Source organism: Marivirga aurantiaca (assembly GCF_016679925.1).
GTDB lineage: Bacteria > Bacteroidota > Bacteroidia > Cytophagales > Cyclobacteriaceae > Marivirga > Marivirga aurantiaca.
In genome coordinates, this window is record NZ_JAEQBW010000010.1 from 100,677 (window position 1) to 123,740 (window position 23,064).

Sequence of the window (23,064 nt, forward strand, 5' to 3'; positions counted from 1 at the left end):
TTTTTCAGATCGTAATATATGTAAATAGCAAAATGCAAATTTAAGTATTTTGTTTTTATGATTAACCACTACAGATTGAAGCAATTTTATTATTTTTGATTTATGGCAGCGGAATTTATCAAATTATACGAGCAAAATCCTGATGAAAGAAAAATCAAACACATAGTAGATTTATTGAAAAATGGGGCAGTCATTATTTACCCTACTGATACAATTTACGGGTTGGGCTGTGATTTATCTAATCGTAAAGCCATTGATAAACTGTGTTGGGTAAAAGGTATTAAACCGGGGAAAATCAATCTCTCATTTATTTGTGAGGACATGAGCCATATTTCTGATTACGTGCGAAACTTATCTACTCCCACATTCAAATTGATGAAGAAAAACCTGCCTGGGCCATTTACTTTTATTTTACCGGCCAACAGCAACGTACCCAAGATTGTCAATGCCAATAAAAAAACAGTGGGGATTCGTATTCCGAACCATCAAATTCCACTTAGCATAGTCAATCATTTAGGAAATCCTTTAATCACCACTTCCATTAAAGAGGATGATATCGTAGAATATCCTACTGATCCTGAAGAGATTTATGAAGCATTTAAAAATTTGGTAGACGTAGTAATTGACGGTGGATTTGGCAAAAACATACCCTCCACTATCATTGATTGTACAGTTGAACCTGCAGTGATTTTACGTGAGGGCTTGGGTGAACTCATCCATTAAGCTAATTTTTCTTCAGGCTTCCTACTATACTCATAATTAAAGACTTTGCTTCAACATCTTAACAAAAAATGATCCATGTCGGATAAAAGTACCCCAAAGAAAGTTCTTATAGAATTACAATATTTACCTCCAATTGCTTATTTCACTTTATTGGATGGAAAAGAGGAAATAATACTGGAGGCGCATGAAAATTTCGAAAAACAGACTTACAGGAACAGGTGTGAAATACTGTCATCCCAACAAGTGGAAACTTTAACTATACCTCTGAAAGGTGCTAATAAAAAAATCCGAACAAAGGACATTAGGATTGACTCAGACCAGACATGGCAGATAAAACATTGGCGCAGCCTGAAAACCTGTTATGGAAAAACACCCTTTTTTGAGTTTTTCGCAGATGAGTTTGAACCTCATTATCATAAAAAATATGAATTTTTGTGGGACCTCAATTGGGACTTGCTGACAAAGTGTCTGAAAATCATTCAATTGCCCATTAAAGTAACCGAGACTGACAGTTTTGAAAAGGAAATAAATAATAACGTTATTGATGCCCGATCGTTAATTAATCATAAAAGTAAGGAATCAATAAAGGGTTTTTTCGTGCCACGGGAATATTTTCAAAACTTTGGCAACAATTTTGAGAAAAATCTGAGTGTGATAGATTTATTGATGAATGAAGGACCCAATGCAAGAAATGTCATTCAGGAGTCAAAAGCAGTAAAAATTTAATGTCTTTAAATTAGCCCCTTTAAACCAATCAATCTTTGTATTTATGATTTAAAGCAAGCTTAAGGCGGTTATTCAGTTTATTTTATACTAAAAGGTCAATTTAATTACATTGAATCAAAATAAGATAATTTAAAAACTTTAGTTTTTTTATTTAGTTTTTAATATAGTTACATTTAGTTATGCGTTGCATAACAAGTATTATTTATACAAGGAGATAGAATTATGGAAGCAAAATTTTCAAATAGAGTAAAAGAAGTTATTTCTTTGAGTCGTGAAGAGGCATTGCGCTTGGGGCATGATTATATAGGTACGGAACATTTGTTATTAGGCATGGTAAGAGAAGGCGAAGGCGTTGCCATTAGTTTGCTTAAAAAATTAGGTATTTCCCTGGATGAGTTAAGAAGCGAGCTGGAAAGAAGTACAAGGGGAACTGCCACCAATAATGTAAAAAACCTGGCCAATATCCCTTTGACAAAGCAATCAGAAAAAGTATTGAAAATTACTTATCTGGAAGCCAAAATATTTAAAAGTCAATTAATCGGAACAGAGCATTTATTACTTTCCATTTTAAGAGACGAAGATAATATTGCTTCTCAAGTGATGGATAAGTTTGATGTCAATTACGATGTAATCAAAGAATTACTTGAGTACCAAACACAAAACCCAATGGCATCTTCTGACACAGATGATAGTGATGAAGATTCAGGCAAGCTGTTTGGTGGAGGTCCACGTGACACTGGCAGTTCCGGAGGAAGCAAAACAGCTGAAAAATCTAAAACTCCTGTTTTAGATAACTTTGGACGGGATTTGACCAAATTGGCTGAAGACGATAAGTTGGATCCTATAGTGGGTCGTGAAAAAGAAATAGAAAGAGTGGCTCAAATTCTTTCAAGAAGAAAAAAGAACAATCCTATACTAATTGGTGAGCCGGGAGTAGGTAAAACGGCCATTGCAGAAGGTCTGGCACTCAGGATTATTCAAAGGAAAGTTTCTCGTGTCTTATTCAATAAAAGGGTTGTTACCTTGGATTTAGCTTCATTAGTAGCAGGCACAAAATACCGTGGACAGTTTGAGGAGCGAATGAAAGCAGTCATGAATGAATTGGAAAAATCACCTAATGTGATCCTTTTCATTGATGAGTTACACACTATTGTAGGAGCTGGCGGGGCGTCTGGATCACTGGATGCCAGCAATATGTTCAAACCGGCTTTAGCAAGGGGTGAAATACAATGTATTGGTGCCACCACTTTGGATGAGTACAGACAATACATTGAAAAAGATGGTGCTCTGGCAAGACGTTTCCAAATGGTAATGATTGATGCTACCACTGTAGAGGAAACAATGGAAATTCTTGATAACATCAAAGATAAATATGAGGATCACCACAACGTAAACTTTACTCCTGAAGCAATAGAAGCCTGTGTGCGATTAAGTGACAGGTATATTTCTGACCGATTCCTGCCTGATAAAGCCATTGATGTAATGGATGAAGCCGGTGCAAGAGTACACATCAATAACATACACGTGCCTGATGACATAGTGAAACTGGAAGCGGCCATAGAGGATGTGAAGAAAGAGAAAAATTTGGTGGTAAGGAGCCAGAAATATGAAGAGGCTGCCCGATTAAGGGATAGTGAGAAAAAATTATTAGATGAGCTGGAAACTGCTAAACGTAAATGGGAAGAGGAAACAAAAACCAAACGTTATAAAGTAACCGAAGATAATGTGGCAGAAGTAATTGCCATGATGACAGGCGTACCTACTAAAAGAGTTGCGCAAAATGAAGGCGCAAAGCTTAAAGGAATGGGCGATGATTTGAAAGGTCAAGTAATCGGACAAGATGAAGCTATCACCAAATTATCTAAAGCTATTCAAAGAACTCGTATAGGCCTTAAAGATCCTAAAAAACCAATTGGTTCTTTTGTTTTCTTAGGTCCGACAGGGGTAGGTAAAACAGAACTTGCCAAAGTATTGTCTCTATATTTATTCGATAAGGAAGATGCCTTAATCAGAATAGATATGAGTGAGTACATGGAAAAATTCTCTGTATCCAGATTGGTAGGAGCGCCTCCGGGATATATTGGATATGAAGAAGGTGGTCAGCTAACTGAAAAAGTAAGAAGAAAACCTTATTCAGTAGTGCTGTTGGATGAGATCGAAAAAGCACACCCGGATGTATTCAATATCTTATTGCAAGTGTTGGACGATGGAATTTTAACTGACGGATTGGGAAGAAGGGTCGATTTTCGTAATACAATCATTATCATGACTTCCAATATTGGGGTTCGTGACTTGAAGGATTTCGGTGCGGGAATTGGTTTTGCTACTCAGGATAAGATGAACAATTCCAATGATGTGATGAAATCAACTATTCAGAATGCGTTGAAAAAGGCATTTAGTCCTGAATTCTTAAACAGGCTGGATGACGTAATTGTTTTCAATACACTGGAAAGAGAGCATTTACATAAAATTATTGATCTTTCATTGAAGAAAGTATTTGATAGGATGTTGTCTTTGGGATACGATATTGAGTTAACTGACAAAGCCAAAGATTTCTTATCTGAAAAAGGATACGATCAACAGTATGGAGCACGACCTCTTAACAGGGCCATACAGAAATATTTAGAAGACTTAGTAGCAGAAGAAATACTAAGTGAAAATATTAAAGTAGGTGATTCCATTATTGCTGACCATGAAGATAAGAGTGACAAACTCTTTATTAAAAAGAAGAAAAAGAAGAAGGATGATAATCCTGAAAATAAGGAAGACCAAAAAAAGGCTGATTAATCAGCCTTTTTTTTTGGCTTGTAGTCAGGTAAATTGTTTTATTGATAGAATTAATTTAGCAACTAAACGATAATTCTTAGTCTTTTCGGATGATTACACAAAGTATGATCATTTTAGGGTTATATTTATAAAAAAAACACCTATAACCATGCAGTTCCAAATAGCCGACAAAGAAGTTATCCTCAATAAGTTAAATACTCTTATCAAAGAAAGCAACACATCAGTTTCTGACTGGAAAGTTGGAATAGCCTCTTTGCAAAGGGTTTCTTTATTAAATGTGCAAGAGGAAATTTATTATCAAAACTGTGAGAAGGAAATAGCCATTGAAATTATGTTTAATTTGATTGCCGCAGGAGTTCAAACTTGTAAAATGAGCAAATCAAATTTCAACGGGATATACCTTTACAGATAGGAAAAACGGGGAAATCATTTTGTCCCCATTCATACTCATTGAATATAGTATTTAGCTGTAGAGGGAGGATTCGAACCTCCAGGAAGAAGTTAGGCTTAGACATTCATCATAAACTGCGGAAACAGATTATCGTGAGTGCACTGAGCTTTATTCCATAGCCTTCACCCCCGAGATAGGAGGGCATGTTTGCCAGTTTCATCACCCTACAAAGTACTCCACCGTAGCTTTAGCGAGGTGGATAGTTTAAAACTTTAACATTCAGCACTTTTTTAAACGCCTCTATGGCATTAGCTGTAGGGGAAGGAGTCGAACCTTCACGAAGAAGTTAGGCCCTGGAATTCACGATAAATTATAGAAACAAATTATCGCGAATTTTCAGAGCTTTATACTTAGGTCTTCACCCCCGAGATAGGAGGGCATGTCTGCCAGTTTCATCACCCTACAAGATACTCCACCATAGCTTTAGCGTAGGTGGATAATTTAAAATCTTAACATTCAGCACTTTTTGCTGAACAGAATCTAAACGCCTCTATGGCATTAGCTGTAGGGGAAGGAGTCGAACCTTCACGAAGAAGTTAGACCCTGGAATTCACGATAAATTATAGAAACAAATTATCGCGAATTTTCAGAGCTTTATACTTAGGTCTTCACCCCCGAGATAGGAGGGCATGTCTGCCAGTTTCATCACCCTACAAAGTACTCCACCGTAGCTTTAGCGTAGGTGGATTCAGTCAACACTTTTTGCTGTTCTGATATTTCAAAGGTAATAAAAAGATCAATATGTTGAATTATATTCAACATATTTTGAAAATAAATACAGATAATGTAATTTATAGTTTATCTTGTTGATTATTTAATAATTATGACCTAAAATAATGGAAGAAAATTATCAACTTGACAATACTGATTTAGCCATTTTAAATATTTTAATGCATGACGCACGCAAACCATTTACCGAAGTAGCAGAAGAAGTGTTTGTTTCTCCGGGAACAGTTCATGTAAGGATGCGGAAAATGGAAAAACTGGGCTTGATTAAAAATGCGCAGTTACAAGTGGATTTGGCAAAGTTAGGAATGGATGTTACAGCTTTTCTAGGGGTTTATTTACAGAAAAGCTCGCTTTACGACCATGTGGTAACAGCACTCAAAGCAATTCCTGAGATTGTAGACTGCCACTATACAACAGGAGCCTATTCTATGTTTGTAAAGGTGATTTGCAAAGACACCAATCATTTAAAGAATATTCTGCATGATCATATTCAACCCATCGAAGGTATTGAACGGACAGAAACTTTTATATCTTTGGAAGAGAGTATCAACCGACCTCTTGTATTGTCAAAGCAATAATTTGATTCATATAACAATGTCGTTTAGTTAAGACAAACATCCTTCTCCTTTGGAGAAGGACGGAAGGTTGAGGTTTTAGTTTAAAGCTTAACTAAACGACATTGACTTACATATTATTAAAATTATATTTTCGTTAGTTTGCAGTGGTTTTTAAATTTTAGACAAATCCTTACTTCTTCTATGTTCAATTATATTATCTGGAACCCTGATGGAATTATCGTTGATCTGGGTTTCTACCAGCTTCGTTGGTATTCAGTCCTTTTTGGACTTGGCTTTATATTGGGATATCTCTTTGTCAAGTGGCGCTTTAAACGGAAGCAATTGGATGTTAAATTATTGGATAATTTAGCTGTTTATTTAGTAGTAGCCACTGTTATTGGAGCCAGGTTGGTACATTGTTTTTTTTATGACTGGGATTATTATCAGAACCACCTTTTGGAAATCCTGCTTCCCTTCCGTTTTACTCCTGAATTTGAATTTACAGGTTTCATGGGGCTTGCCAGCCATGGTGGTGGTGTAGCCGTAATTATTGCCTTATTAATTTTCGCCAGAAAATATGATTTAAAAAAACTATGGTTGCTGGATACCATCGCTTTGGTAGCTCCATTGGTCGGAGCCTGTATTCGCCTTGGGAACTTGATGAATTCAGAGATTCTAGGCCAGCCTACTAATGTAGCCTGGGCATTTATATTCAAACAAGTTGATGCCTTGCCAAGGCATCCGGCTCAATTATACGAGGCTATCTCCTATCTATTTATATTTATGTTGCTTTTTATAATTGATAAAAAAAGACAAGTGAAAGACGGATTTATTCTTGGAGTAATGCTGGTAGGTGTATTTATTGCCAGGTTCCTGATCGAATTTGTAAAGGCAGATCAATCTGATTTTGAAGCAGGTATGACCATCAATATGGGGCAGTGGTTAAGTATCCCTTTTATTATTGTTGGTATTGTTTTTATAGTATGGTCAATAAAAAGTGACAAATCTGGTGAGAAAACAATCAACTAGATCAGTTTATGAATCCAGTTTTGTTTGATGGTTTGCTTTCTACTACAAACTTCTAACTCTTTTGTAATCAAGCAATTTATATTATTTCAAGAAAGATCACTGATTCCACAATATATCTTTCCTTTCTTCAAACAATACACTATCATAATTTGTAAATTTGCAGGTTTAAATGTTGAAAATGAATTTACCCAATCAATCTGTGATATCGGATAATAAAAACACCATTGCTACTTCCGAAGAATACCTGGAGGTAATTGGTGCAAGAGAACATAATTTAAAAAATATAGATATTTCCATTCCAAGGAATAAGCTGGTGGTGATTACCGGTATTAGCGGGAGTGGTAAATCGAGCCTGGCTTTTGATACTATTTACGCTGAAGGTCAAAGGCGTTACATGGAAAGCTTCTCAGCTTATGCACGTTCTTTCATAGGCAATATGGAAAGACCTGACGTGGATAAAATTAATGGCCTTTCACCGGTTATTTCTATTGAGCAAAAAACCACTTCCAAAAACCCTCGCTCTACAGTAGGTACACTTACCGAAATTTATGATTTCCTGCGGGTACTTTATGCCAGAGCCGGAGAAGCTTATTCCTATAATACAGGAAAAAAGATGCAGCGCCAGACGGAAGATCAAATCATTGGCCATTTGATTGGTGAATTCGATCAGGCTAAGTTGAGTATTCTTGCACCTGTAGTGAAAGGCAGAAAAGGACATTACAGAGAGCTTTTTCAACAAATCAGGAAAATGGGCTTTAACAAAGCCAGAGTGGATGGTGTGATAATGGATATTGATGATCGAATGCAGGTGGATCGCTACAAAACCCATGACATTGAAATAGTAGTAGATCGTATTGTAGTAGATGAAAAAGATAAATTTCGTATTACACAATCTGTGAAAACTGCTTTAAAACATGGGAATGGCATTATGATGGTGCGTGATACGGAAGGAAATATTCAGCACTTCTCTAAAAACCTGATGGATCCGGAGACAGGTTTGGCCTACGATGAGCCGGCACCTAATAGTTTCTCTTTCAACTCTCCCTATGGTGCATGTCCTACCTGCAATGGTTTAGGAGAAATTGAACATATTACAGAGGAAACCATTATTCCTGATCCGAAATTAAGTATTAGCAGAGGAGGAATAGCTCCCCTGGGCGAATACCGGGATATCTGGATTTTCAAGAAAATAGAAGCCATTCTAAAAAACACCAAAGTCAACTTATCCACTCCATTGGAAAAATTCCCGGAAGAAGTGATCAATGTGTTGCTTTATGGGAGTAAAATGAAAGTGGAAGTGCCTTCCGTAAAATATCCGGGTACTAATTGGGCTACTAGTTTTGAAGGAATAATCAATTTTCTGGAGAAACAGCAGGAAAGTGGATCAGATAAAATGCGCGATTGGCTGGCAGATTATATGGTAGTGCAAACCTGCCCTGACTGCAACGGTTATCGCTTGAAAAAGGAATCGCTTCACTTCCTGATAGACAAAACCAATATTTCAGAGTTAGCCATGAAGAGCATTACTGAGTTGAGTCATTGGCTGGAAAATGTGGAGGAAAGGCTGACAGAAAAACAGCAATTGATTGGTGCAGAAGTACTGAAGGAAGTAAGAAAAAGAGTAGGTTTCCTTTTAGATGTCGGTTTGGATTATCTCTCATTAAACAGAACTCTAAAATCTTTATCTGGTGGTGAAGCACAAAGGATCAGACTTGCTACTCAAATAGGAACACAGTTAGTAGGCGTATTGTATATTCTGGATGAGCCAAGTATTGGCTTGCATCAGCGGGACAATATGAAATTAATCTCTGCCTTGAAAGAATTGCGAGATTTGGGCAATACTGTTATGGTAGTGGAGCATGACAAAGATATGATGTTGGCCTCAGACTTTATTCTGGATATTGGTCCGGGAGCCGGCAGGCATGGTGGCAGGATTGTGGCAGCGGGGGATCCTGATAGTTTTTTAAAACAAGGAAGTAAAACAGCCAAGTATTTAATGGGGGAATTAGCTATTGAAATCCCTCAGGAGAGAAGAAAAGGAAATGGCAAAAAACTAAAGCTAAAAGGAGCCACCGGAAATAACCTGAAGAATGTTTCAGTTGATTTCCCTTTGGGAACCATGATTTGTGTGACAGGTGTTTCAGGAAGTGGCAAGTCTACTTTAATTCATGACACACTCTATCCTATTCTCAACCAGAAATTTTATCGATCCAAACGAGAGCCGATGCCTCACAAAAGCATTAGTGGACTGGAGCATTTGGATAAAGTAATAGAAGTAGATCAATCTCCCATTGGTCGTACACCAAGATCAAACCCGGCAACCTATACAGGCGTATTTACTGATATTCGTGCGCTGTTCAGTAATTTGCCTGAAGCAAAAATAAGAGGTTATAAACCGGGTAGGTTCTCTTTTAATGTAAAAGGTGGCCGCTGTGAAACCTGTGAGGGAGGTGGAATGAAACTCATTGAAATGGATTTTTTGCCGGACGTGCATGTACCTTGTGAAACCTGCAAAGGTAAACGTTATAACAGGGAAACATTGGAAGTGCGGTTCAAGGGAAAATCAATCTCTGATGTATTAGACATGACTGTGGAGCAAGCAGTAGATTTTTTTGAAAACCAGCCAAAAATATTGCGGAAAATTCAGACTTTATCAGAAGTTGGTTTAGGTTATATCACTTTAGGACAGCATGCCACAACACTTTCCGGAGGGGAAGCTCAAAGAGTGAAATTAGCAACTGAATTATCTAAAAAAGATACAGGAAATACATTTTATATATTGGATGAACCGACTACTGGCTTGCATTTTCAAGACATCCAACATTTACTGGATGTACTAAAAAAGCTGGTAGACAAAGGTAATACAGTGCTTATTATTGAACACAATATGGATGTAATTAAAGTGTCAGATCATTTAATTGATCTGGGGCCGGAAGGCGGAAACGAAGGAGGCAATATTGTATTTACCGGAACTCCTGAAAACATACTAAAGAAGAAAGATAGCTATACAGGAAAATTCCTGAAATTGGAGATGAAAGAGTGATATAGTAAATTAATAATGTTCATCATTCTCCAATCCATAAGGAATGCCCGTATATAAAATTCCGATTTGTTTTATCTAACTTTATAACTTAATCTGATTTAAAATGGAAAAACTTTTAATTCTACACGGTGCCTTAGGTTCTAAATCTCAATTTGAGGCATTAATCAGCTCATTTTCCAATCAACTGGATGTGTATTTTTTAGAATTTTCAGGTCATGGAATTCAAAAATTCCGTAAAGATTTTTCAGTGCCTCAATTTAGTAACGAACTCAGTCAATTTATCCAGACTAACTCATTGCTGGGCTGTCATGTTTTTGGCTATAGTATGGGAGGATATGTGGCTCTGTATAATGCACTTTCTCATCCTGAACATTTCAGATCTCTTCAAACATTAGCTACAAAGTTTTCCTGGAATCCGGATATAGCAGAAAAGGAAATAAAAATGCTTGACCCTGATAGAATTGTGGAGAAGATTCCTGCATTTGCAGAAGTACTAGATAAAAGACACGGGAACTGGAGAAAATTAATGGAATCTACCCAAGACCTGATGAAACAATTGGGCGAAAATCCTTTGCTTGACACTTCAAATCTTCCAACGCTTCAAATTCCTGTGAAAATAATGCGAGGGAGTTTAGATACAATGGTTTCGGAAGAAGAAAGTAAATGGGCGGTTGAAAACCTCAATAAGGCAAGATATATTGAAATCCCTGAAGCAAAGCATCCAATTGAAAAATATGATCCAGCCAGTTTAGCAGCTTTGATTGAAAGGAACCTCTTAGATGTTTAAAGTACTTTTCACACCAAAACTTATCAATATTTATTCTATTCACTCAGAATTCTGTCTCGATTAATCAATTTATTACTTACCATAAACCGACCGCTTTAAATATTTTTTTTTATGCTGTTAGCTGGCCATATTGTTTTCTTCGGCCAACATTCCATTTTATGGGATGTAATTATAGTCCTCAAATGTAAATATTCATTTTAATCCTTTTTATCTCTTCTCAATTTTGGTGTAACTTATTGAGAATCATTAGAATTATTTAAATAGATGGATTAAGTAATTTTGGATAAATCATACGGATATGTCACAAACAACATTAGAATTGCCCGAAGTTATAGTAGAACAGCAACCGGAGATTTCGGCAGCTGTGATCACATTAAGAGGAACTCTTACAAGCGAAGACTACAGAAGAGCCATGGAAGCAAACTATGATCTGTGCAAGTTCCCTCATATAAAAAATTGGCTTCAAGATAATACTGAGGCAGGTTTATTGTCAATAGAAGACCAACAATGGGTGTCCAACGTACTTATACCATTAGCCGCCCAGTTTGTAGATAAAATAGCTATAGTTATTTCGAAAGATGTCTTCAGGAAGTTTGCAGCTAAAAATATTCTTGATAAAAAAAGAGGGGAGTTAAATTTTCAATATTTTCCCAACCTGGAAGAAGCTAAAAATTGGTTGAAATCATAATATTTAGATTAGGGGAAGAAGTGAGAGGGCAAAAGAGTTAAATCTCGTTTTCTCACTTTACTTTTTTTATTCTGAAGCTTAATAATATAACCAGGCCAATACCCACTGCATTTCTGAGAAAAACCTCATTAAAAGTATAATTTGCATCCACCAGAATGCCAAATAAAAGAGGACCCAAAGCAGTACTTAATACCATTACTGTCACAAACAGGCTTCTCACCTTACCAATTATTTCCACTCCAAATATTTCAGCAAAGAGGGCGTTTTTTATTGTGCTTCCTGAGCCATTGGCAAAACCCATAAGTGCCAAAGCTAAGGGATAAATGATAGGAGCGTCTGATGTTAATAGGACTAACACTCCTGCCAGATAGGGAATAAGAATAAAAGGAAATAACATTTTTGCACTTAGCCTATCCACTAACGGGCCGGCAACAAACATTCCCAGGGCGCTGGTTCCTGCAAAGGCCGCTAATGAAGATGAAACCCATGCGTCACTCCAGCCTTTAGCAGCTCCTAATTTTAATTGGAAAAAGAAAATAGCGGTATTGGTAAACCCCAATGCAAATACAGCCGGAGCAATGATCACAAAAGCTTTATTAGAAATTATATCCCAGACTGTCGTTTTTGAAGGTTCAATACCAATATCTTTATCAGAAAGCACCTGTTGTTTCTTTTTCTTCCTGTAAAGCCAATAAACGACTGGCATAATAAACAGTAAGACAAGCGCGGCATTTAATTGTAGGGATCCTCTCCAGCCTAACCAGCCAATGCATAAGGTAATTAGAACAGGTAGAGTAGCTTCACCAAAAGGATGCCCTGTAGTAGCAATTCCTATAGCTTTGCCCCTGTTTTTGTCAAAATAGCGGGTCATGGTGGAAACAGCCGTATGGCTCATCAGTCCCTGCCCGAACAAACGCAGCAAGTAAAAGCTAATACCTACCACTATTACATGAAAAGCAAATGATAAAGAGATTAAGGCCACAAATAAACCAATCAAAATCATAGCCATATATTTCCCCAAACTCATTCGATCAAACAGACTGCCTAAATAAGGCAGTGTAAGAGCTGAGGCAACAGTAGCGGCTGCATATAAACTACCCATAGCAGCATTCGACATTCCAAATACTTTCTCAATGGAAGGAATATATAGAGAGATCAGAAAAGTTTGACCAAAACTGGAGAAATAGGCGAAAATAAAGCCAATGATTAAAATATAATAATATTGAGAAAATAGTTTTTTCCAACTTCCCATGAATGGATTTTTACAGTTTTTCTTCTTGTGATTTAGCTGTGGTGGTAATAAAAAAAGGAAATCACTTTCGCAATTTCCTTTTTATTGAAAATCAATTGCAATTTTTCACTTACATATGAATAGGCCTGTTTTCAGTAGCCGTCAAACAAGCTTCTTTTACAGCCTCCATATAAGTAGGGTGTGCATGAGACATGCGTGAAACATCCTCAGCTGAAGCACGGAATTCCATGGCAGTAACCGCACTGGCAATCATATCAGCTGCCCTGGCTCCAATAATATGGATACCTAAAATCTCATCTGTTGCTTTATCAGCTATAACTTTTACCAATCCGTCAGTATCCATACTAGCCCTTGCTCTTCCTAATGCTTTGTAAGGAAAAGATCCGGTTTTGTATGCACGACCTTCTTCTTTCAATTCCTCTTCGGTAAACCCTGCTCCGGCTACTTCTGGCCAGGTATACACTACATTAGGAATCAGTTTATAATTAATGTGAGGTTTCTGTCCAACCATAGTCTCTGCAACAAAAACACCTTCTTCTTCAGCTTTATGTGCCAACATAGCACCTCTCACTACATCGCCAATTGCATAAATATTATCGGATTCAGTTTTTAAATGGTTATCAACTGGAATTCGGCCTCTTTCATCTGCTTTAATGCCAGCTTTTTCCAAATCAAGCCCTGCTGTATAAGGCTTTCTTCCAACTGAAACCAGGCAATAATCCCCTTTGATGGTTTGACTTTCGCCTTTTTCGTTTTCGAAAGTCACTTCTACTTCTTTGCCTTTATTTTCAACCTTGGTTACTTTATGTTTCAGTTTCACATCCATACCAAGCTTCTTCATGCTTTTCTTCATCTCTTTGCCCATGGTGCCATCCATAGTAGCAATTAGGCTATCAAGAAACTCAATCACCGTAACATCGGAACCGATTCTTTTATACACAGAACCTAGTTCTAAACCAATTACACCTCCACCAATCACAATCATGTGCTTCGGAACTTCTTTTAACTCCAAAGCCTCTGTACTGCTGATAATTCTTTTCTTATCAAATTTCGCAAAAGGCAATTCAACAGGTTTTGAGCCTGTGGCAATGATTACTTTATCGGTAGAAATTTCAGTGGCTTTACCTTTAGAGTCAGTTACTTTGATAGTATTTTTATCAATAAAAGAACCTACTCCTGTATGCACATCAATTTTATTTTTCTTCATGAGAAAGGCAATTCCTTCCACATTTTGCTTCACTACCTCTGCTTTACGACCAATCATTTGCTTGATGTCTACTTTTAAATTGCTCAGGTTAATTCCGTGTTCTTTAAAAGTAGTTTCTGCATTGTGAAAATGCTCAGAAGAATCCAATAAAGCTTTTGAAGGGATACAACCTACATTTAAACAGGTTCCTCCTAAAGTATCATATTTTTCTATAATAGCGGTTTTCATTCCCAGCTGTGCACAACGAATAGCTGCTACATATCCTCCAGGGCCTGATCCTATTACTGTTACATCGTATTTTGACATATTTTTTTATTTTATGTACAAAGTAGCGAGTACTGAGTACAGAGATTTTATATTTTTATTTATTGTCTTGAGTTATAAGTTTTAGGTATTAAGTTTCTTCTGAAAAAGGAAAATCATCTTTTTAAGTTGAGTTATTTTTTCAAGAATTTCATTATAATTTTCAACTTGCATAAATCTAAAGTTATAAGATAATTCAACTTGCATATCTAATTCAAAAAGTGAGCCCATTGTAATTCCTAAGAAATTATTGAACTCTTTATTGCCATTTCTACCAGCTCCTTCTGCAATATTGGAAGGGACAGAAACAGCACATCTCCTCATTTGAGAAGTAAGTCCATATTTTTCTTCGGTAGGAAAAGTTTTAGTTAGCTCATAAATGTTTTTAGTCAATTCCTTTGCCAATAGCCAAATTCTCAATTTTCTGTAGTCCTGCATATCATATTTTGTTTTGTTTGAAAATTAATATAATATTTTACAGAAAATTAACGGTAATTATTAAGTCCTAAAACCTACAACTTAAAACCTACAACCTATTAAATTCCCAACAACAATCTTGTCGGATCCTCAAGCAATTCTTTCACTCTAACCAGGAAGCTCACAGACTCTTTTCCATCAATAATTCTATGGTCATAACTCAAGGCTACATACATAATTGGTCTGATTTTTACTTCACCATTAACAGCTACTGGCCTTTCTACAATATTATGCATTCCTAAAATGGCTGATTGTGGCGCATTAATTATTGGAGTAGACAACATCGAGCCAAAAATACCACCATTGGTAATAGTAAAGGTTCCGCCGGTCATCTCATCTATACTTAATTTTCCATCTCTGGCTTTTTTAGCTAATCGGATTACCTCAGCCTCAACTTCATTGAAAGATAATTTCTCAGCATTTCTAATCACCGGAACCACCAATCCCTTTGGAGAGGAAACGGCAATAGACATATCAACATAGTCGCTGAAAACCATTTCATTTCCGTCTATTTGAGCATTTACAGCCGGAAATTCTTTTAATGCCAGAGTACATGCTTTTGTAAAGAAGGACATAAAGCCTAAACCAACCTCATATTTTTCTTTAAACTGCTCTTTGTATTTCTTCCTGATCTCCATGATAGGCTGCATATCCACTTCGTTAAAAGTAGTAAGCATAGCCGTTTCATTTTTCACGCTTACCAACCTGCGGGCAACGGTTTTTCTCAGGCTTGACATTTTTTCCCTATGCTGATTGCGCTCACCTTTAGGTGCAGAAGGAGTTTCTTGCTTCTTTTCTTCCTGCTTAGCAGCTTCAGGTGCTTTTGCTTGTTGCTTTTCAGCATTCTCAGCATCTTCTTTGGTAATTCTGCCATCACGGCCGGTTCCTTTAATATTAGAAGGATCGATTCCTTTCTCCTTCAATATTTTAGCAGCCGCAGGGGAAGCATGCCCTGTTGCATAGGTTTCTTCTCCTGAAGTGGTGACTTCAGATGATTTAGATTCAGATTGATCAGCACTTCCCTCTTTTTTAGCAGATGGAGCACCTCCTTCAGTCACTTCAATTTTACAGATAGTCGCACCAATTTCTAAGGTGTCACCTTCCTGAGCAATGATTTTTAATATTCCGTTAGCTTCTGCCGGCAATTCGAACGTAGCTTTGTCTGATTCAACCTCTGCAATAATTTCATCCAACTCCACATAATCGCCATCTGACTTCAACCATGAGCTGATGGTTACTTCCGTGATAGATTCACCCACAGTAGGCACTACCATTTCGTGTACTTCACCTGTTTTTTTTGAGCCGGATCCTGAAGAAGAGGGTTTACTTTCTTCTTTTTCAGCTTTCTTTTCCTCCTTCTTAGGTTCAGCTTTCACTTGTTCCTTTTTATCAGAAGAAGCTGACGATTTAGATCCTTCTTTTGCTTCAGTATCTATTTCACAAATTACAGCGCCTACCTCAACGGTATCTTCTTCATTTGCTATAATTTTTAACACTCCGGCAGCTTCAGCAGGTAGTTCAAAAGTAGCTTTATCTGACTCTAATTCAGCTATAATTTCATCTTGTTCTACATAGTCACCATCTTTTTTTAACCAGCTGGCTATGGTTACTTCGGTTATCGATTCACCTACTTCAGGAACTTTAATTTGTAAACTCATTGCTTTATCGGTTGCGTAAAAATTTTATTTCTTTAAGTCGAATGCTTTATTCACTAATGCTTCTTGTTCTGTTTTGTGTACTTTGGCATAACCTGTGGCAGGCGAAGCGCTTGATTTTCTTGAAATCAACCTAATAGCCCCTCTTTCTGTTACTGTTCTTAAAATATATGTCCAGTAACCCATGTTGGAAGGCTCTTCCTGTACCCATATAATTTCAGGATCATTAAATTTAGCCAAAGCTTCATCAACCTGCTTCATTGGGAAAGGATGTAATTGCTCTATTCTGATAATCGCTACATCTTTCCTTTTGTCCGCTTGTTGTTTTTCTAACAGGTCATAATACACCTTTCCGGCACAAAGTACCACACGTTTAACCTTCTTATTGTCCACATAAGGATCAGTATAGATTTCTTTGAACCCTCCTTCAGTAAAATCTTTTACTGGTGAAATTACTTTTGGATGTCTTAAAAGAGATTTAGGAGAAAACTGGACTAAAGGCTTTCTGAATTCCCATGCTACCTGTCTTCTGAACATATGGAATAAATTAGCCGGAGTTGTAATATTGGTTACGATTAAATTCTCCTCTGCCGCTAATTGTAAAAACCTTTCCGGTCTTGCATTAGAATGTTCCGGTCCCTGGCCTTCATAACCATGAGGAAGCAACATTACTAAACCATTCATACGTTGCCATTTACTTTCCGCTGAGGTGATAAACTGGTCAATCATCACCTGGGCACCATTGGCGAAGTCACCAAATTGCGCTTCCCAAATTACCAGGGCACTTGGTGTAGCCATTGCATAACCATATTCAAAACCTAAAACACCAAATTCAGATAATAATGAATTGTATATTTTAAACTTTTGTCCCTGTTTATCATCAATATGATCCAGGTTGCAATAAGGCTCATTGGTTTCCGCATCAAAAACATAAGAATGCCTGTGAGAGAAAGTACCTCTTTTCACATCCTGCCCGGACATACGAACAATGTTACCATCCATTAGGAGAGAACCATAAGCCAATAATTCTGCATCAGCCCAATTCAAATTTTCATCTTCAAAAAAGTTTTTCTTCCTCTCTTTAAAAAGCTTATCAATTTGCTTTAAAGGTTTAAATCCTTTTGGTAATGTAGTAAGGGCTTTACCTATTTTTTCCAGTAACTCTTTAGAAATAGCTGTTTGAGGAGATTTCAGGAAGTCATCTGATTTAGCCCTCCTTAGTTGTTCCCATTCCTCTTCAATTTTTTGCGGTTTATAAGGAAGAGGCTTTTGTTTCACTTCATTCAGCCTGTCCTGAAGTTGCTTTTTAAAAGTTTTCTCCATGTCCTTTATTGTCCCGGAGTCAAAATCGCCTCTTTCTGTTAATTTCCTCACATAAACCTCTCTTGGGCTAGGGTGTTTGGCAATTTTATTATAAAGTTTAGGCTGAGTGAATTTAGGTTCATCACTTTCATTATGCCCATGTCTTCTGTAGCATAACAAATCAATAAAGATGTCTTTATTAAATGCTGCTCTATACTCAACGGCTAAATTAGCTGCGAAATTGACAGCTTCCGCATCATCCCCGTTTACATGAAGTACCGGTGCATCGATCATTTTAGCGATATCAGTACAATAAATGCTTGATCGTGCATCATCATAATCAGTAGTAAAACCAACCTGATTGTTAATAACAAAATGAATAGTACCACCCGTTGAGAAACCTTCCAGCAATGACATCTGGGTGGTTTCGTAAACAATTCCTTGCCCAGCAATGGCTGCATCACCATGAATCAGAATAGGAATAGTAGAGTTAACATCACCTTTATACTCATCATCAATTTGCGCCCTTGCATAACCTAAAACCACGGAGTTCACGGCTTCCAGGTGAGATGGGTTAGGCGTAAGCTTTACATACATTTTCTTGCCATTGCTCAGTTCGAAATGGCTGGAATAACCCATGTGATATTTCACATCACCATCACCCATAGTGAGATCAGGATCGGTATTTCCTTCAAATTCATTGAAAATTTCTTCATAAGTTTTGCCCATTATATTGGTCAAAACATTTAAGCGGCCCCTGTGAGCCATTCCTATTACTACTTCTTTAGTGCCTAAATCAGATGAGCGATTGATAACTTTATCTAGAAAAGGAATAGTGTTCTCTCCACCTTCAAGTGAAAATCTTTTTTGCCCTAAAAATTTGGTGTGCAGAAAATTCTCGAATACAACTGCCTCATTTAATTTAGATAAAATTCTTTTCTTATCTTCTTTAGCTGGCTGGTAGTTGCCTTGAGGTTTTTCAGTTTTATCAATAAACCAATCCACGATTTTAGGATCACGGATGTGCATGTATTCAAAACCAATAGAGCCAATATATATTTTATCTAAGGTATCCAGGATTTTCTTCAAACTGGCTTTCCCAATTCCAATCTCACTGCCAATGGTGAATTCTTCTTTCAAATCGGCTTCAGTAAGACCAAATTCTTCCAAGCTAATTCTGGCATCATGTGCCCTTCTTTCCCTTACCGGATTAGTTTTGGATTTGAGATGGCCTCTCATCCTATAGGCTTGTATCAGGTTACGAACCTTAGTTTCTTTAGAGGATACTTTCGCATCTTCTTTTTCGATACCATCTATACCATTAGACCCAAAATCACGCTGAGAAAATTCAAATCCTTCGAAGAATCTTTGCCATGAATCATCTACTGATTGCGGGTCTTTTTTGTAAGACTGATATAATTCGTCTAAATAATTACTATGAGCATTGGCAATGTATGAATACTTATCCATTATGGGATTTCTGTTTATTGATAAGGCAAATATAATCGGTTATAAAATAAGGTAAAAATTGCTTACGCGATTAAGCAAATTAAATTGATAATGAATTAATTAGTCTAGCGAAAAAATGTATTTAAACATTAAAATACGACTCAGGTCAATAATGGTTTATTTAGCGGGACAATCAATTTTGTGAGCTATCTACCATTCGCTCACTAAAAGATATGTATAAAGGATAATAACTGTTTCTACTTTGTTAATTTCATGTGTATAAGTTTATTGTCAATGGTCACATGGAATTCAATAAATTTTATTCATCCTCGGTTGGTATGTTAAGGATTCTAAAATTTATGCTCATTTCATGTTTTTCACACTTCCTTCTCTTTATGTTTTCATAAAAACCACAAGGATCTCATTATTAAGAATTTATTTATCTTAAAATGTAGTTTCACAGAAACATTTCTAGAGAATGACGCTACGGAATAATAATTTTTTTTATTACCTTTGCAGACCTAAAGACAAGAAGGACGTGATCCTTCAGTTATTTGCTAAATAAATATAAAAAATGGCAGTAAAAATTAGATTGGCCCGAAGAGGCCGAAAAAAACTGGCAATGTACGATGTAGTCGTAGCTGATGCCCGTGCGCCACGCGATGGCCGCTTTATTGAAAAAATCGGAACTTATAATCCGAATGCACCTGTAGCCGCAATTGAGCTTAATAATGAAAAAGCTTTTCAGTGGTTAATGAATGGAGCACAACCAACGGATACTGTGAAAGCAATGCTTTCCTACCGTGGAATCCTTTACAGAAAGCACTTACAAATTGGTGTGATCAAAGGAGCGTTAACTCAGGAAGAGGCAGATAAGAAATTAGAAGCCTGGACTAAAGAAAAAGGTGTTCAGATAGAAGGCAAAGAGAAAGAACTCGCTGATAAGAAAGCTGCTGACAAGCAAGCAAGATTAGACGCTGAAACCAAAGTGAACGAAGCAAGAGCTGAAAGCATCCGTAAGAGACAAGAAGATGCTGAAGCGGCTTTAAAAGCTGAAGAAGAGGCTAATAAACCTCAGCCTGAAGCTGCTGCGGAAGAAGCTCCAAGTGCAGAAGCACCTGCTGAGGAAACTCCAAAAGCAGAAACTCCTACTGAAGAGGCTCCAAAGGAAGAACCTTCTGAAGAGAAAAAAGAAGATTAATATTTAAGCCATGAAGCCATCACAATGCTTTCAATTAGGTATTGTATCACGACCTCATGGCTTGAAAGGGGAAGTTTATGTTGCATTAGATACAGATTTCCCTCAAGAATATGCTGAAATGGAATCGGTTTTTTTGTTGCAAAACGGAAAACTGGTTCCATTTTTCATTGAATCATTGCAAATCAGGGGATCAGAAGCCCTGATTAAATTTGAAGAAATAGATGATAAAGATGCAGCCTTAAGCATTAAAGGTTTGTCCTTACATCTTCCTTTGGATCAATTGCCTGAATTGGACAGTGATCAATTCTATTTCCATGAAATAATTGGATATCAGATCATTGATCAAAATTTGGGAGAATTGGGCAAAGTAGCACAAGTTTATGAGGCAGGACATCAGGATTTGATAGGCATGGACTACAAAGAGAAAGAAGTGTTGATTCCTATTAATGATGATATCATTATTTCAGTGGATAGGGAAAAGGAGACAATGGAAGTGAATCTTCCGGACGGGCTTCTGGAGCTTTACCTGGAAGAGTAATACTTTGCCATGAGGATTGATATAATTACATGTTTGCCAAAATTACTGGAAGGTCCTTTTTCTGACAGCATATTAAAACGCGCCCAGGAAAAAGGATTGGTAGAGATAGAAGTTCATGATTTACGCAAGTATTCTACTAACAAGCATCATAAAATAGATGATTACGCTTTTGGTGGTGGTGCAGGAATGGTACTTCAGGTTGAACCGATAGCCAATGCGATTGATGATTTAAAATCTCAAAGGACTTATGATGAAATCATATTCATGAGTCCGGATGGAGAAAGTTTTAGCCAGAATATAGCAAACGAACTTTCTTTAAAAGGAAATCTAATCATTCTTTGCGGGCACTATAAGGGGGTTGATGAACGTGTCAGAACCCATTTCATCACTCGTGAAATCAGTATTGGAGATTATGTAATTTCAGGTGGGGAGTTGGCAGCAGCAGTGGTTACAGATGCAGTGGTAAGGTTGTTGCCTGGTGTTTTGTCTGATGAAACTTCTGCGCTAACAGATTCTTTTCAGGATGGGTTATTGGCACCCCCGGTTTACACGCGACCAGCTGATTTCAATGGAATGAAAGTACCGGATGTATTACTATCCGGCCATGAAAAAAAGATTGAGCAATGGCGGTTTGACCAGGCAGTTGATAAAACTAAGCGGAGAAGACCTGATTTACTTAAAAAAGATTAAATATTTTTAACAATTGAGTGCAATCGATAGAAAAATTTTTTATATTTGCACTCCATTTTTCGGACAAGGATTCGAATGATATCGAATAAAAGCAAGAGCAATGAGTGATCTAATCAAATTTATAGAGAACGAATACAAAGAAGCAGTAAGTAAACTTCCTGATTTCAAATCAGGTGACACTGTGAATGTTCACGTAAAAATTACCGAAGGTAATAAAGAACGTATTCAGCAATACCAGGGTACAGTAATACAAAGAAGAGGTGCTGGTAATTCAGCTACTTTCACAGTAAGAAAAGTATCAAGTGGTGTTGGTGTAGAAAGAATTTTCCCAATAATATCACCTGCTATTGAAAAAATAGAAGTGGTAAGAAGAGGATCTGTAAGAAGAGCTAAACTTTATTACCTAAGAGGTAAAATGGGTAAGGCGGCTAGAATCAAAGAAAAGATTTAATCTGCTTACAGAAAAATTTTCCAAAAAGGCTATCATGCAATGCGTGATAGCCTTTTTTTGTTCTCTCCACCGCCAATGGTTTATTTCACAATATTTAATGTATAAATATTAGATTTATCGTAATTTTAGATGAATGTTTTCAAAAGCCTATCAGTATATCAGAGCTTTCAGCCTGGATGTAGTTGCAGGTGCTGCCATTAGTGCGCGATGGATAGGTAATTATTTCGGAGCCGAAATTCCCTTTTCTTCTATTTTAGCTTTGAGTTTAACAGTCTGGTTGATTTATACTGTCGATCATTTGCTTGATGCAAGGAAAATTCGTCCTAATGAAGCTCTCTTTCGACATTTTATTCACCTAAAAATAGCTCCTTACATTATAGGGCTGGTGATAGTAGCAATTCTGCTATTGATTTACACCATCCAGTATCTGAAAGCAGAACTTATCTGGTATGGCCTTGGACTTGGGGCTGCTGTTATTATATACCTGGTACTGGTTCATTTTATTGGGAAAAAGCCTTATTGGGGTAAGGAATGGTTTATTTCTATAGTTTATGCTACAGGCATTTGCTTACCTACCTATGCTAACCTGGGTGAGTTTCCTCTCATACTGGGCTATTTCTGGATTCAACTTTTCATGCTTGCCTCAATCAATTTATTAATGTTTAATATGTTTGAGTACAAACAGGACAAATTACAGGGGTTCAATTCCTTTGCCACTGTTTGGGGATTCGACATCTCGCGAAAAGTTATTCTGGCCCTCTTTCTATTCTTTACCATTATCTGGTCTGTTGCCTTTCTGTTATTTAAACAAGCCAACTTCCTGGATTATCAGGCGATACTTATCTTCATGGGGTCTGTATTGGCGATGGTATTAAGTAAGGAGTCTGCGTTGAAAGAGGAAGAATGGTATCGGGTGATTGGAGATATTGTCTTTGTTTTGCCCTTAATTGAACTTCTTATTGATGGCTGATTTCAATAGGATTGCCCCTTTTTATGATCAACTCAAAAAGTTAGTTTTC

Annotated in this window: 19 protein-coding genes; 14 read left to right on the forward strand and 5 right to left on the reverse strand. The window is 37.0% G+C overall.

The genetic code is table 11. The features are described from left to right. Nucleotides 1-102 precede the first annotated feature (102 nt). From JKA74_RS16975 to JKA74_RS17015, 9 genes are all read left to right on the forward strand, one after another. Nucleotides 103-723: an L-threonylcarbamoyladenylate synthase gene (locus JKA74_RS16975; protein ID WP_201432426.1), complete on the forward strand. Its 621-nt coding sequence runs from the start codon at nucleotides 103-105 to the stop codon at nucleotides 721-723. 75 nt (nucleotides 724-798) lie between these two features. After that, nucleotides 799-1,449, forward strand: a complete 651-nt coding sequence (locus tag JKA74_RS16980; protein ID WP_201432427.1) for a WbqC family protein — start codon at nucleotides 799-801, stop codon at nucleotides 1,447-1,449. A 222-nt stretch (nucleotides 1,450-1,671) separates the two neighbouring features. Then, the gene (locus JKA74_RS16985; protein ID WP_201432428.1) at nucleotides 1,672-4,236 is read left to right on the forward strand and encodes an ATP-dependent Clp protease ATP-binding subunit; all 2,565 of its coding nucleotides are present in this window, start codon (nucleotides 1,672-1,674) and stop codon (nucleotides 4,234-4,236) included. Nucleotides 4,237-4,384: 148 nt separating this feature from the next. Then, a complete protein-coding gene (locus tag JKA74_RS16990; protein WP_201432429.1) occupies nucleotides 4,385-4,648 on the forward strand; it encodes a hypothetical protein in 264 nt (87 codons plus the stop codon). 875 nt (nucleotides 4,649-5,523) lie between these two features. Then, on the forward strand, nucleotides 5,524-5,994 hold the full coding sequence (locus JKA74_RS16995; RefSeq protein ID WP_201432430.1) for an Lrp/AsnC ligand binding domain-containing protein: 471 nt from the start codon (nucleotides 5,524-5,526) through the stop codon (nucleotides 5,992-5,994). 180 nt (nucleotides 5,995-6,174) lie between these two features. After that, entirely contained in the window at nucleotides 6,175-7,002 is an 828-nt protein-coding gene (gene lgt / locus JKA74_RS17000; protein WP_201432431.1) for a prolipoprotein diacylglyceryl transferase, read from the forward strand. 178 nt (nucleotides 7,003-7,180) lie between these two features. Further along, nucleotides 7,181-10,045 carry an excinuclease ABC subunit UvrA gene (uvrA, locus tag JKA74_RS17005; protein WP_201432432.1) on the forward strand — a complete coding sequence of 955 codons (2,865 nt, stop codon included), beginning with the start codon at nucleotides 7,181-7,183 and terminating at the stop codon, nucleotides 10,043-10,045. A 103-nt stretch (nucleotides 10,046-10,148) separates the two neighbouring features. After that, nucleotides 10,149-10,832, forward strand: a complete 684-nt coding sequence (locus tag JKA74_RS17010; protein ID WP_201432433.1) for an alpha/beta fold hydrolase — start codon at nucleotides 10,149-10,151, stop codon at nucleotides 10,830-10,832. A gap of 298 nt (nucleotides 10,833-11,130) precedes the next feature. Continuing rightward, entirely contained in the window at nucleotides 11,131-11,520 is a 390-nt protein-coding gene (locus JKA74_RS17015; RefSeq protein WP_201432434.1) for a SpoIIAA family protein, read from the forward strand. A 52-nt stretch (nucleotides 11,521-11,572) separates the two neighbouring features. On the opposite strand, the gene JKA74_RS17020 is transcribed toward JKA74_RS17015, so the two are convergent. From JKA74_RS17020 to JKA74_RS17040, 5 genes are all read right to left on the reverse strand, one after another. Beyond that, the gene (locus JKA74_RS17020) at nucleotides 11,573-12,772 is read right to left on the reverse strand and encodes an MFS transporter (RefSeq protein WP_201432435.1); all 1,200 of its coding nucleotides are present in this window, start codon (nucleotides 12,770-12,772) and stop codon (nucleotides 11,573-11,575) included. A gap of 109 nt (nucleotides 12,773-12,881) precedes the next feature. Then, on the reverse strand, nucleotides 12,882-14,285 hold the full coding sequence (gene lpdA / locus JKA74_RS17025) for a dihydrolipoyl dehydrogenase (protein ID WP_201432436.1): 1,404 nt from the start codon (nucleotides 14,283-14,285) through the stop codon (nucleotides 12,882-12,884). 81 nt (nucleotides 14,286-14,366) lie between these two features. Continuing rightward, a complete protein-coding gene (locus JKA74_RS17030) occupies nucleotides 14,367-14,720 on the reverse strand; it encodes a four helix bundle protein (protein ID WP_201432437.1) in 354 nt (117 codons plus the stop codon). 98 nt (nucleotides 14,721-14,818) lie between these two features. After that, a complete protein-coding gene (odhB, locus tag JKA74_RS17035) occupies nucleotides 14,819-16,417 on the reverse strand; it encodes a 2-oxoglutarate dehydrogenase complex dihydrolipoyllysine-residue succinyltransferase (protein WP_201432438.1) in 1,599 nt (532 codons plus the stop codon). 24 nt (nucleotides 16,418-16,441) lie between these two features. After that, nucleotides 16,442-19,186 carry a 2-oxoglutarate dehydrogenase E1 component gene (locus tag JKA74_RS17040; RefSeq protein ID WP_201432439.1) on the reverse strand — a complete coding sequence of 915 codons (2,745 nt, stop codon included), beginning with the start codon at nucleotides 19,184-19,186 and terminating at the stop codon, nucleotides 16,442-16,444. 553 nt (nucleotides 19,187-19,739) lie between these two features. Here JKA74_RS17040 and JKA74_RS17045 point away from each other — a divergent pair. The 5 genes from JKA74_RS17045 (at nucleotide 19,740) to JKA74_RS17065 (ending at nucleotide 23,015) form a co-directional block, all read left to right on the forward strand. Further along, nucleotides 19,740-20,366, forward strand: a complete 627-nt coding sequence (locus JKA74_RS17045; RefSeq protein WP_201432440.1) for a 30S ribosomal protein S16 — start codon at nucleotides 19,740-19,742, stop codon at nucleotides 20,364-20,366. Between the two features lie 10 nt (nucleotides 20,367-20,376). After that, nucleotides 20,377-20,904, forward strand: coding sequence for a ribosome maturation factor RimM (gene rimM / locus JKA74_RS17050; RefSeq protein WP_201432441.1), 528 nt, complete (start codon nucleotides 20,377-20,379; stop codon nucleotides 20,902-20,904). 9 nt (nucleotides 20,905-20,913) lie between these two features. Further along, nucleotides 20,914-21,594 carry a tRNA (guanosine(37)-N1)-methyltransferase TrmD gene (gene trmD, locus JKA74_RS17055; RefSeq protein WP_201432442.1) on the forward strand — a complete coding sequence of 227 codons (681 nt, stop codon included), beginning with the start codon at nucleotides 20,914-20,916 and terminating at the stop codon, nucleotides 21,592-21,594. 100 nt (nucleotides 21,595-21,694) lie between these two features. After that, on the forward strand, nucleotides 21,695-22,045 hold the full coding sequence (gene rplS / locus JKA74_RS17060; RefSeq protein ID WP_201432443.1) for a 50S ribosomal protein L19: 351 nt from the start codon (nucleotides 21,695-21,697) through the stop codon (nucleotides 22,043-22,045). Between the two features lie 133 nt (nucleotides 22,046-22,178). Further along, complete coding sequence (locus tag JKA74_RS17065; protein ID WP_201432444.1) at nucleotides 22,179-23,015, forward strand: hypothetical protein; 837 nt, start codon at nucleotides 22,179-22,181, stop codon at nucleotides 23,013-23,015. Nucleotides 23,016-23,064 lie beyond the last annotated feature (49 nt).